Raw genomic sequence first — 12374 nt, forward strand, 5'->3', positions numbered from 1 at the left:
GGAGTGTTTGTGCTGCGCAGCCACGCCGCAGGTTCGCTACGGGACAGCGATGCCGGGCAACAGGTGACGTTGGCAGGCTGGGTGGCGCGCCGCCGCGACCACGGCGGTGTCATTTTCATCGACCTACGCGACGCGTCCGGCGTCGCGCAGGTGGTGTTCCGCGACGCTGACGTGCTGGCCCAAGCGCACCGGCTGCGCTCGGAGTTCTGCATCAGCGTCACCGGGATAGTAGAGAACCGCCCGGAAGGCAACGCCAATCCCGAGATCGCCACTGGTGACATTGAGGTCAACGCCAGCGCGCTTACTGTGCTCGGTGAATCCGCGCCGCTGCCGTTCCAGCTCGACGAGCCCGCCGGCGAGGAATTGCGGTTGAAGTACCGCTATCTCGATCTGCGCCGCGACGGCCCGTCCGCGGCAATTCGGTTGCGCTCCAAGGTGAATGCCGCAGCCCGCGAGGTGCTGGCCCGGCACGCATTCGTTGAGATCGAGACACCGACCATCACCCGCTCCACCCCGGAAGGAGCGCGCGACTTCCTGGTACCCGCCCGGCTGCGGCCCGGCACGTTCTACGCGCTGCCGCAGAGCCCGCAGCTGTTCAAGCAGCTGCTGATGGTGGCCGGCATGGAACGCTACTACCAGATCGCGCGCTGCTACCGCGACGAGGACTTCCGTGCCGACCGCCAGCCTGAGTTCACCCAGCTCGACATGGAGCTCAGCTTCGTCGACGTCGACGACGTCATCGCGATCTCCGAGGAGATCCTGTCCGCGCTGTGGGCGTTGATCGGCTATCAGATCTCCACTCCGATTCCGCGGATGACCTACGCCGACGCCATGCGCCGGTTCGGCTCCGACAAGCCGGACCTGCGCTTCGGGCTGGAACTCGTCGAGTGCACCGAGTTCTTCAAGGACACCACGTTCCGGGTGTTTCAGGCGCCCTACGTCGGCGCGGTGGTGATGCCCGGAGGAGCGTCCCAACCGCGGCGCACCTTGGACGGCTGGCAGGAGTGGGCCAAGCAGCGCGGGCACCGTGGACTGGCCTACGTGCTTGTCGGCGACGATGGCACCTTGAGCGGACCGGTTGCCAAGAACTTGACCGACGCCGAGCGCGCCGGCCTGGCCGATCACGTCGGTGCCAGCCCGGGCGACTGCATCTTCTTCTCCGCCGGCCCGGTGAAGGGATCGCGGGCATTGCTGGGCGCGGCGCGCTCGGAGATCGCCCACCGCCTGGGCCTGATCGAACCGGGCAGCTGGGCCTTTGTCTGGGTGGTCGACCCGCCGCTGTTCGAGCCGGCCGACGACGCCGTGGAAGCCGGTGACGTCGCCGTCGGCTCTGGGGCGTGGACCGCGGTCCATCACGCGTTCACCTCACCCAAGCCGGAGCAGCAGGACAGCATCGAATCCGATCCCGGCGCTGTGCTGGCCGACGCTTACGACATCGTCTGCAATGGCAACGAGATCGGCGGCGGCTCGATCCGTATTCATCGCCGCGACGTCCAGGAACGGGTGTTCGAGGTGATGGGCATCGGCCCCGACGAAGCGCGGGAGAAGTTTGGATTCCTGTTGGAGGCGTTCACTTTTGGCGCACCGCCGCACGGCGGCATCGCGTTCGGCTGGGACCGGATCAACGCGCTGCTGTCGGGGGTCGACTCGATTCGCGAGGTGATCGCGTTCCCCAAGACCGGCGGCGGCGTTGACCCCCTGACCGATGCGCCGGCGCCGATCACGGCACAGCAGCGCAAGGAGTCCGGAATAGATTTCAAACCCAAGCCGCTTGACGGGGTATGACGCGCGGCCGTTGAGGCGGGAGCGCAGCGACGGGGAGGAGCGGCGCATATGACTGAGGACCCGAAGGCGATGGCCGAGACGGCCAAGGCGATGAACAAAGACATCATCGCTGAATTCCGTGCCAACGACGGAAAGGTGGGCGGCCAGTTCGAGGGCGCCAACCTCTTGCTGCTGCACACCACCGGCGCCAAGACCGGCGAGCAGCGGACTTCGCCGCTGGCGTACTTCGACGTCGACGGCAAGCTGATCATCATCGGGTCCTTTGCGGGCGCTCCGGTCAACCCGGCCTGGGTGCACAACCTGCGGGCAAACCCGAAGGCCCGTATCGAGGTCGGCACCGAGGCCTTCGACGTGACCGCGCGCGAACTGCGGCCCGACGAGCGCGACGCGTTGTTCGACAAGATCACCGCCAAGGCGCCCGGCTTCGCGCAGTACCAGTCGAAGACCACCAGGATCCTGCCGTTGTTTGAGTTGCAGCGCGGCTAGGGCTTCTGGCAAACCGCCAGGGTCGCCGGGGACGAACCGCGGATCCAACTACCCAATCCACCCACGCTGCGGTAAGCAGGCGTGATGGGCACTTCGCTGCTGACCGGCGTGGCCGACGAGGCAGCCGCCGCCATGCACCGGCTGCGCGCCGTGCTGTGGCCGATCACCCAAACCTCCGTGGTCGCCGCCCTGGCGTGGTACCTGACGCACGATCTGCTGCACCACCAGCAACCGTTCTTCGCACCGATCTCCGCGGTGGTATGCATGTCAGCCAGCAACGTGCTGCGGGCGCGGCGTGCCACCCAGATGATGGTCGGCGTCGCGTTGGGTATCGCGGTGGGCGGCAGCGTGGAAGGCCTTCTCGGTCGCGGTTACCTCGCGATCGGTGTGGCGGTGTTCGTGGCGCTGTCGGTCGCGGTGCTCAGCGGGCGGGGCGTGATGGGTCAGGGGCTGATGTTCGTCAATCAGACGGCGGTCTCGGCAGTCCTGGTTCTGGTGTTCGCGCATAGCGGCGTGGTGGTGACCGAACGCCTCTTCGACTCGTTGATCGGCGGTGGGTTGGCCCTGGTGTTCGCTATCGGGTTTTTCCCCGCCGACCCGCAGCGCCTAATCGCCCAGGCTCGGACCGGGGTCCTGGCGGCCGCGCAAGAGGCACTCGAGCAGGCCGCGAGCATCTTGCGTGATCCGGACAGCCGCACCCCCGATTGGCCGCGCGACGTCTCAGATCGCCTGCATGCGCAGGTCGGCGCGCTGATCGAGGCCCGCTGCACTGCCGACCTGGCAGCGCGCCGGGCACCGAGGCGTTGGGCGTTGCGCGGCCTGATCCGCGATGTCGACGCCCAAGCGGCACAGCTGGGCCTGTTCGCGGGGTGTGTGCTGCACCTGGTCCGCTCGGTGACCCGCCCCGTCGGCCTGAAGGTAATGCCCGCCATGCAGGCGGCGGTGGCCGACCTGGCTGCGGCGACGGCCCTGGCGGACTCTGATCCCGCGGGCGCGGCCGCCCGCCTCAACGCGGCCCGCCGTCACGCCGCCGAACTGCAAAAAGAGGCCGTAGACAGCACCGATGTTCTACTCGCCGACGTGCTCGCCGGCTGCGCTGAGGACCTGCACGCCGTTAGCCAGACTTGGCCAGAAACTCCTTGACCAGCCGTTTCGGCGCTTGGGTCAGCCAGCCCTCGGTGATCAATTCGCGTAGCTCGGGCACCTCGATCCGGGCCAGCCGGACCAGGACCGCCGCGTACCCGTCGAAATGCGGGGTGGTGAAGTACACCCTCGGATCGTCGGCGATCAATGCGAACTTCACGCCCTCGTCGGGAACCCGAACGCCGAGGATGTCGCCCGACGGCGGCTGCACGCCGGCGCGGTTCAGCGCTTCGATGTCAGACTTACGCAGCGGCCGTTCCCAGGCCAGCAACTTCTTGCCGACTCGCCAGTCGTGCGGCGCCAGTTCGCCGGTCAGTGGCAGCTCCGCAGCGATGCGAGCCACGTCGTCCCAGGTGGCCACGTCTTCGATTGTGCGCCCGACCGCCCCGCTACGGAATGGTTCTCGGCAAACTCAGGTGCCTGGGTCCCGATCCAGCTCAGCAGTCTGTCGTAGACCGCCGGATCGTTGAGCAAGGTCGAAGTGGTTCAGACCGGTCAAGGTCAGCCCGTGCTCCGGCTCGGGGTCGAAAGGAATTTGGCGTCCCGGCCGCGGGCCTGTATAACCGCTTCCTCGCTGTCTGACGGTCCTCAGACGCGCGGTGTTCCCCGTTGCCGACGGAATAGTCGGGCATGTGGTGTGATCTATGGCCGAGGGGGATCACGCACAGGGGAGACGCCACTTGCCGTATACCGAGTTGTCCGGCCTGACCAGCCCTGCCGACGCTAAACGCTACCGAGTGACCCATCGCACCGAATACCGGTACTCCGATATTGTGACCAGCTCTTACGGGCGCGGTTTCCTCACCCCGCGCAACTCGCTGCGCCAGCGCTGTGTCGCGCACCACCTGGTGATCAACCCCACCCCGTCCGACAGCTCCACCAGCCGCGACACGTACGGCAACATCAGTTCCTACTTCCACGTGACTGAGCCCCACCGCGCGCTGACGATCACCAGCGACTCGATCGTCGATGTGGCCCCACCGCATCCCGGGCTCTACAACAGCGGTCCGGCGCTGCAGCCATGGGAAACCGCACGGCCGGCCGGGACGGCCGGAGCGCTGGCTGTCGATTTCACGCTCGACCTCACTCCACCCGAGATCACCGCCGAAGTCCGTGAGTACGCCGCACCTAGCTTCGAACCCGGTCGCCCGCTGGTCGAGGTGTTGCGTGACCTCTCATCGCGAATCTTCCGCGATTTCACCTACCGGTCCGGATCGACCACCGTTTCCACCCGCGTCAACGAGGTTCTGATCGCCCGCGAGGGGGTATGTCAAGACTTCGCGAGACTGGCGATCGCCTGTCTGCGCGCCCACGGTCTGGCGGCCTGCTACGTGTCCGGGTATCTGGCCACCGACCCACCACCGGGGAAGGATCGGATGATAGGCATAGACGCGACACATGCCTGGGCATCGGTGTGGACACCACAGCAGCCAGGCCAATTCGAGTGGCTGGGACTGGATCCCACCAACGACGCGCTCGTCGACCAGCGCTACATCATCGTCGGGCGCGGCCGCGACTACGCGGACGTGCCCCCGCTGCGCGGCATCATCTACACCAACAGCGAACGTAGTGTGATCGACGTCGGCGTCGACGTCGTCCCGTTCGAAGGTGATGTGTTGGATGCGTGACTTCCATTGCCCCACTTGTGGACAACGCCTGACATTCGAGAACTCCGAGTGTTTGAGCTGTGGAAGTTCGCTGGGTTTTTCGCTGGACCAGATGGCATTGCTGGTGATCGCCAAGAAAGACGACGAAGACCACGCCGGGGCGGTGCCCGCCGCGGAGTATAAGCTGTGCGCCAATCTCCATCTCGCCGAATGCAACTGGCTGGTTCCGGTCGATCCCCCGGGCACCCTGTGCGAGTCGTGCTCGCTGACCATCGAGCGCCCTAACGACGCGGACACCGTTGGGCTGGCGGAGTTCGCACGGGCCGAGGCGGCCAAGCGCCGGCTGATCGCCGAGTTGCGTGAGATGAAGCTTCCCATCATCGGCCGCGTGGAGGACCCAGATTACGGCCTGGCCTTCCGGCTGCTGTCCAGCGCCCACGAGAAAGTTTTCACCGGCCACGAAAACGGAGTCATCACACTGGATTTGGCTGAAGGTGACGACGTGCACCGGGAGCAGCTGCGGGTCGAGATGGACGAGCCTTACCGCACATTGCTGGGGCACTTCCGCCACGAGGTCGGGCACTACTACTTCTACCGGCTGATCAGGTCGCCCGAATACCGGCAGCGGTTCAACGAGCTGTTCGGCGACCCCGACGCGGACTACCAGGCTGCGCTGGACCGCCATTACGGCGAGGGTGCACCCGCGGGCTGGCAGGAGACCTATGTCTCGTCATACGCGACCATGCATGCCGCCGAGGATTGGGCTGAAACCTTCGCGCACTACCTGCACATCCGCGACACACTGGACACCTCGGCGTGGTGCGGCTTGGCGGCAGCGTCGGCAACCTTTGACCGACCACCCTTGGGCCCTAGCGGTTTTCAAACGATCATCGACATGTGGCTGCCATTGTCGTGGTCGCTGAACATGGTTAACCGGTCGATGGGACACGACGATCTGTACCCGTTCGTGTTGCCGCCGGCGGTGCTGGAGAAGATGCAGTTCGTGCACGACGTGATCGACGAGGTCACATCGCAACTGGCGGTAGCACGATAGCTGCGAGGCCGGCAGCGCCCCCGGTGACCTGCGCGCCATAAGGCATGATTCTGCTGACTGCCGGTACGACGGCCGGTCAGGCCGGTAGCGTGCGGCGCTCGTCGGGGCCTCCCCACAGCGGCTGCATGCCGCCGGGCAGCGCCAGCTGCGTGGCGGTGATTGCGTCGGCCAGGTCGCGCAGCGCGGCGTGCACCCAGTCCAGCAGCTCGGCCAGATTGGCCCGGTGCCCATCGTTGATCTCTTCCAGCTCAACGGGATCCGAGCGGCGCAGCCGGGTGCCGATCTCGTCCACAATCCGCTCGGGACGCGAGGACCCCGACGAGCCGGGCAGGTCTTTGAGGTGCGCCCGCAACTGCTCCAGCTGATACAACAACGAGCGCGGGTTCTGCGGATCGAACAACATCAACTCGGTCACCGCGGCCACGCTGATCTTGCCCAGGGTGCGACGCCGATAGATGACCGACGACTCACAGGCAACCAGCGTCGCCTCGACGATCGACTGCTCGGCGACGGTGCTTCTTATCGTGGTCAGCGTTTTGGCCAGCAGCGCGGTCAGCCATAAGCCCCGTTCGATCCGTTTGCCGATGTCCATCATCGTCCAGCCGACGTCGCGCACCATCGACTCACCGGCCACCCCGGCCAGCGTCAGCATCCCCGCCAGCGCCTGGGACTGAGCCGCGGCGAGCAACGCGTCGGCTTCGGCCAGCGACTGCGGCGGGTCGGACCGAAGCGCAACGGCGCGTTCGACATTGGCGAGCACCATCCATGTGTCGTTGGACAGCTGATCGCGTACCGCGCGGGCGGCCAGCGCCAACCCCTCCACCGACTGGATCAGCGAACCGGGTCGGCCCGGCTCCACCGTCAGTGCCCACAGCATCGAGGGCGCGACGGCGATCATCTCGGCCGGGTCGTACTCGTCGGCACCGCCGGTTCCCGTGTCGGTGCCGGTGATGCGTCCCAGCGCGGCCATCAGTAGCGGCACGCATTCACTTTCTTCGCTGTCCTGATGGTGCCGGTAGACGTGGTAGCGCTCCCGCGCGACGATCAGCAGCCGCGCCATGTCCTCGGCGCGCTCGCCGTAGCGTCCCATCCAGAACAGGTCTGAAAGCACGCGCGGCGAGCTGACGGCCCAGGTGCCCGCGCCAGACTTCACCGGCTGCGGCTCCGACGGCAGACGCACCGCCTCGGCGATCGCACGTTCTGTTGGACGCACCCAAATATCTTTTGCAGCAACAGTTTTCAATGTATATGCGGCAGTGCCCGGTGCCACCACGTAGCCAAGACCGCCGATCATGGGGGCGTAGCCGCCGCGTTGGGCAACGGTGAACAACCGCATCCCGACGCCCGCCGAAGACAGCACCCCGGCGTGGTCGGTGGGCGCCGAAGAGAACGTCGGCGGCTCCTGGCCGGTCCACCGCCACGGCGCTGCGTCGATGCGGGCGGTCAGGTCACTTAGCTGAGTGGACGAAAGTGTCGGACCGACAAGGGTTTCCCCGCCGTCCACCGGCCGGATCAGCAGCCGCGAGAGGTTGGCCAGCAGGTGGGAGAGTTCGGCCGGGATGCCGCCCCAATATACCTGCGCCGACGGCAGCAGCGGCTCCTCGCCGAGCAACCGCTCGGCCAGCTCGGGTAGAAAACGAAGCAGCCCAGGGCTTTCCAGTATCCCGCTGCCCAAGGTGTTGACCACGGTCACGGTGCCGCGGTGCAGGGTCTCCACCAGGCCGACCACGCCGAGCCGAGAGTCGGCACGCAGGTCCAGCGGGTCGGCGTAGAGCGCGTCGACACGGCGCAACACCACGTCGACCCGCTTGAGCGTGCCCAGCGAACGCATCCACAGCTTGCCGTCGCGTACCACCAGATCGGCGCTCTCCACCAACGGAAAACCCAGCAGCGTGGCCAGATACGCCTGGTCGAACGCCGTCTCGGAGTAGATGCCGGGGCTGAGCACCACCACCACCGGGTCCTGCGCCGCGTCCGGCGCGGCGTCGATCAGCGCCAGCCGCAGCGCCTGGGCGAACGGGGTGTTCGCCCGCGGCGCGATCCGTTCGTAAAGGTCCGGAATCGCGTGCGCCAGCACCCGCCGGTCGGCCAGGGCGTATCCGGCGCCGGACGGGGCCTGCGTCCAGTCGGCATTGACCTGAAAGCCGCCGTCCGCGCACCGGCTCAGGTCGCATCCGTGCATGAACAGTTGGTGGTGGCCAGGAACCTCGATCCCGTTGGCGGGCCGCACGTATCCGGGATGGGCGAAAACCAGCTGCGGCGGCAGCAGTCCCTCGGTGAGCAGATGACGCGACCCGTAAAGATCGGCGAGCGCCGCGTCAAGCAGCCGGGAGCGCTGTACCAGCCCGGCTTCGAGTATCTCCCAATCGGCCGCCGAGACCACCAGGGGCAGTGTGTCCAGGTGCCACAGCCCCGGCTCCGGTCCGTGCCCGAGGTAGGCCTCGCGCGCGTACGGCGTTTCTGCGACGCCGGTATAGGTGATGCCGTCGTGGTCAATCAGGCTGTGCACGACCGACCGCAACCGGTCCAGCCCGGCCCGGCCGCGCTCGGCGATCGAGTCGGCGAGTTCGTGCCAGCCCGGCCGGACGTTGCCGTCGGCGTCGACGAACTCGTCGTAGCCGACGCCGGGCCCGTCCCGCAGGTCGAACAGCGCTTCCTGGGCGCGTGCGGTGCGGTACCCGGCCAGCAGCCGGTCGACGTCGTAGTGCCGGTCCTCCGCCCCCGCAGAGCCCGCTCGGGGCCCGGCGAACGCCGAAGGCCCGCTCATGCTCATGCCGACTGCCATAGATGTGTCAATTCCAGTGCCGTGTCCCGAACGCCACTACTGCTGCACGGTACGCACGCGCCGCAGGTCCAGGATGCCCGGCGCGCCGATGTCGGTGAACAAACGCGCCTGCTTCTCCCGGATGCCCGCCAGGTCGAGCTTGCCGGGTGTGAACCCCGTCGCCTCGAATCGACGCGACCGGCGTGATTCGGCTTCCACGGCGTTAACCGGCGGCTCATCGTAGGCGCGGCCGCCAGGGTGGGCGACGTGGTAGGTGCAGCCGCCGCGAGACGTCCCGGTGGTCAGGTCGATCAGTTCAAATTGCAGCGGCGTGTCCGTGGAGATGGTGGGGTGCAGGGCGCTGGGCGGCTGCCACGCCTTGAACCGCACCCCGCCGACGTGGATGTCGGGGTTGTCGGTGGCCAGCAACGGGACGGGGTAGCCGTTGCAGGTCACCGCGTAACGGTGCCGGTCGGCGCCGATGACGCGGACCTGGACCCGCTCGACCGAGGAGTCGACATAGCGGGCGGTGCCGGTGGCGGAGGACTCCTCGCCCAGGGTGTTCCACGGCTCGATCGCCCCGCGCAGTTCGATCTCCACACCGTCGAACACCGCGGTGCCAATGCGGGGGAAGCGGAACTCGGTAAACGGGTCCAGCCAGCTGGTCTCGAAACCGATGCCGTGCGCGCGCAGGTCGGCTGCGACGTCAGCGATGTCGTGAATCAGGAAGTGCGGCAACAGGTATCGTCCATGTAGGTTCTCGCCGTGCCGGATCAGCGGGGCGCGCAGTGGCTCGTCCCAGAACCAGGCCACGAGCGAGCGCACCAGCAGCGACTGCACCATCGCCATCCGCAGATGCGGCGGCATCTCGAAGCCGCGCAGCTCCAGTAGGCCCAGCCGGCCGCGGGGCCCCTCTGGGCTGTACAGCTTGTCGATGCAGAATTCGGCGCGGTGGGTGTTGCCGGTGATGTCGGTCAGCAGGTGGCGCAGCGCGCGGTCGGTCACCCATGGCTTGGCGTTGCTTTTCAGCCCACCGCCGCCCAGCCGGGCGATCTCGGCGAAGGCGATTTCCAGCTCGTAGAGCGCCTCGGCGCGGCCCTCGTCGACCCGCGGCGCCTGCGAGGTGGTGCCGACGAACCGGCCGGCAAACAGGTAGGACAGCGATGGGTGCCGCTGCCAGTAGGTCAACAGCGAGACCAGCAAGTCCGGGCGGCGCAGCAGCGGCGAGTCGGCCGGGGTGACGCCGCCGAGGGTGATGTGGTTGCCACCGCCGGTACCGCCGTGCGTGCCGTCCACTTCGAACGACTCGGTGGACAGCCGGGACAGCCGGGCTTGTTCGTACAGCGTCTCGAGCTGCCGGCGCTGGTCGTCGAAACTGGCGGTCGGGGCAACGTTGACCTCGATGACGCCGGGGTCGGGGGTGATTGTCGTCGATATCAGCCGGGGGTCGGTCGGGGGCCCGTACCCCTCGATCACCACCGCGGTGCCGGCCTTGGCGACCGCAAGCTCGACACGGCTGATCAGATCGATGAAGTCTTCCAGCGCCGTGGTGGGCGGCAGGAAGATGTAGAGCAAGCCATCGCGGACCTCGGCGACAAGCGCGGTCGGTGGCGCGCCCTGCGCGTCCACCAGCACCGCCGGTTCGCCGGTCGCGGCCGGTTCGGGTAGCGGCAACGGCCCTAAGGCTGCCGGGTCGGCGTCGAACGGCGTCGGCGGCGGGCGCCAGCTGATGGAATCCAGCGGCAGCCGCAGGCCGGCGGGTGAGTCGCCCTCGGTCAGCACCAGCCGCCCGCGGCGCAGCTGCCAGTCCGCGCTGGCCCAGCCGGAGCCGTCCTCGCGGCGGTGGATCGGGAGCACGAATGCCACCGGAACCGTGACGGTGTCGTCCAGTCTGGCGAGCAGGGCGGCGCCGTCGTACCCGGAGCCGGGACGCAGGTCGTCGGCGGGATCCACCGGGTCGCCGGCTGGCATCCGCACCGCGGCCGCCAGCCGTGCCAGCGGGTCCTCGTAGGCCGGGCGTACCTGGGAGAGCGGCAGCCCCAGACCCTCGGCAACCGTTGCGAGCACATCGCGGGCGACCGCGCTGTCGATCACCGGGTCGGCGTGTTGCGGCGGTTCCCGGGTCCCGGGGTCAGCCAGCAGCGCCTCGTTGGTCCACAGCGGGCGGCCGTCGGCGCGCCAGTACAGCCCAATCTGCCAGCGCGGCAACGGTTCTCCCGGGTACCACTTGCCCTGGCTGCGCTGCACCAGCCCCTGTGGCGCCCACTGGGCTTTGAGCCGGGCGGCAAGTTGTGAGGCCAGCCGGCGTTTGTGGGGGCCATCGGCAGCGGTGCGCCATTCCGGGTCGACCTGGTTGTCCACCGACACGAAGGTGGGTTCGCCGCCGATGGTGAGCCGGACGTCGCCGGCGGCCAGCCGCTCGTCGACGCGGTGGCCGACCTCGCAGATGGTCCGCCAGGCGGCGTCGGAGTAGGGCAACGTGACCCGCGGATCTTCGTGGACGCGGGTGACGGTGTTGGAGAATTCCAGCACCGAGGTGCAGGGATCGGTGGTGCCGGTGATCGGCGCCGCCGACGACGGGTGCGGGGTGGCCGCCAGCGGGATGTGGCCCTCGCCGGCGAACAGCCCGGACGTCGGGTCCAGCCCGATCCAGCCCGCACCGGGGATGTACACCTCGGTCCAGGCGTGCAGGTCGGTGAAGTCGGCGGCCGGCCCCGACGGGCCGTCCAGTGCCTCCACGTCGGATGCCAGTTGTACCAGGTAGCCCGACACGAAGCGGGCGGCCAGGCCGAGTTGCCGCAGGATCGACACCATCAGCCAGGCAGAGTCGCGGCACGAGCCCACGCCGCTGCGCAGCGTGAAATCCGGTGTCTGCACGCCGGGCTCCATCCGCAGGCTGTAGGTGACGTCGGCGTTGATTGCGTGGTTGAGCGCGACCAGGAAGTCGATCGTGCGGGTGCCGGCGGGGACGGCGAAGTTGCGCACCCAGGCCTGCACGAGTTCGCCCGGCCCGGATCCGTCGTGGTACTCATCGACGGGCCGCATGAACGGCTCCAGGTCGGCGGCCAAAGCTTTGGGGTAGCGCAATCCCGCGGCTGGCCACGTCTCAGCCCAGTCTTCGATGAAGAAATCGAACGGGTTGATCACCTTGAGGTCGGCGATCAGGCCGACGGTGATGGTGAGCTCGGGGGTGGGTTTCGGAAAGACCAACCGTGCCAGGAAGTTGCCCAGCGCATCCTGCTGCCAGTTAATGAAGTGCTCGGCCGGTTCGACGCGCAACGAGTAAGCCTCGATCGGGGTGCGTGAGTGCGGCGCCGGCCGTAGCCGCACGATGTGCGGGTAGACCTGGACCAGCTTGTCAAAGGTGTAACTGGTGCGGTGCTCCAGTGCAACTTTGATGCTCATAACCGCTGATCCCATCACAAGTGACTGCCGCCCGCAGCGCGCGCCGTTTCCGGCTTGTGCTGCGGGCGGCAGTCTTTCGTTCATCAGGCCGCTGCGTGTGAACGGCCTGTTTCGCTGGGGTTTAGGAGTA

General features: G+C 67.7%; 8 protein-coding genes. 5 read left to right on the forward strand and 3 right to left on the reverse strand.

The genetic code is table 11. The features are described 5' to 3' along the window. Positions 1 to 3: 3 nt before the first annotated feature. The 3 genes from aspS (at position 4) to H0P51_RS11705 (ending at position 3414) form a co-directional block, all read left to right on the forward strand. A complete protein-coding gene (gene aspS, locus H0P51_RS11695; protein ID WP_180918193.1) occupies positions 4 to 1785 on the forward strand; it encodes an aspartate--tRNA ligase in 1782 nt (593 codons plus the stop codon). Between the two features lie 48 nt (positions 1786 to 1833). Then, on the forward strand, positions 1834 to 2271 hold the full coding sequence (locus tag H0P51_RS11700; protein WP_180918194.1) for a nitroreductase family deazaflavin-dependent oxidoreductase: 438 nt from the start codon (positions 1834 to 1836) through the stop codon (positions 2269 to 2271). Positions 2272 to 2355: 84 nt separating this feature from the next. After that, positions 2356 to 3414, forward strand: a complete 1059-nt coding sequence (locus H0P51_RS11705) for an FUSC family protein (RefSeq protein ID WP_180918195.1) — start codon at positions 2356 to 2358, stop codon at positions 3412 to 3414. Here H0P51_RS11705 and H0P51_RS11710 read toward each other — a convergent pair. Beyond that, on the reverse strand, positions 3386 to 3775 hold the full coding sequence (locus H0P51_RS11710; protein ID WP_180918196.1) for an MmcQ/YjbR family DNA-binding protein: 390 nt from the start codon (positions 3773 to 3775) through the stop codon (positions 3386 to 3388). The genes H0P51_RS11705 and H0P51_RS11710 overlap by 29 nt on opposite strands. A gap of 334 nt (positions 3776 to 4109) precedes the next feature. Here H0P51_RS11710 and H0P51_RS11715 point away from each other — a divergent pair, with 334 nt between their 5' ends. Together H0P51_RS11715 and H0P51_RS11720 are read left to right on the forward strand one after the other, a co-directional pair. Further along, positions 4110 to 5042 carry a transglutaminase family protein gene (locus tag H0P51_RS11715; protein WP_425489045.1) on the forward strand — a complete coding sequence of 311 codons (933 nt, stop codon included), beginning with the start codon at positions 4110 to 4112 and terminating at the stop codon, positions 5040 to 5042. Beyond that, positions 5035 to 6075, forward strand: a complete 1041-nt coding sequence (locus H0P51_RS11720; protein ID WP_180918198.1) for a zinc-binding metallopeptidase family protein — start codon at positions 5035 to 5037, stop codon at positions 6073 to 6075. Before H0P51_RS11715 ends, H0P51_RS11720 begins: the two co-directional genes overlap by 8 nt. Before the next feature lie 76 nt (positions 6076 to 6151). Here H0P51_RS11720 and H0P51_RS11725 read toward each other — a convergent pair whose 3' ends face one another. Both H0P51_RS11725 and H0P51_RS11730 read right to left on the reverse strand, forming a co-directional pair. Then, positions 6152 to 8842 (reverse strand): circularly permuted type 2 ATP-grasp protein, encoded by a 2691-nt coding sequence (locus tag H0P51_RS11725; RefSeq protein WP_180918907.1) that lies wholly within the window; start codon positions 8840 to 8842, stop codon positions 6152 to 6154. A 54-nt stretch (positions 8843 to 8896) separates the two neighbouring features. Continuing rightward, the gene (locus H0P51_RS11730; RefSeq protein ID WP_180918199.1) at positions 8897 to 12244 is read right to left on the reverse strand and encodes a transglutaminase family protein; all 3348 of its coding nucleotides are present in this window, start codon (positions 12242 to 12244) and stop codon (positions 8897 to 8899) included. Positions 12245 to 12374: the final 130 nt, after the last annotated feature.

The sequence above is a fragment of the Mycobacterium vicinigordonae genome (assembly GCF_013466425.1).
Taxonomy (GTDB): Bacteria; Actinomycetota; Actinomycetes; order Mycobacteriales; family Mycobacteriaceae; genus Mycobacterium; species Mycobacterium vicinigordonae.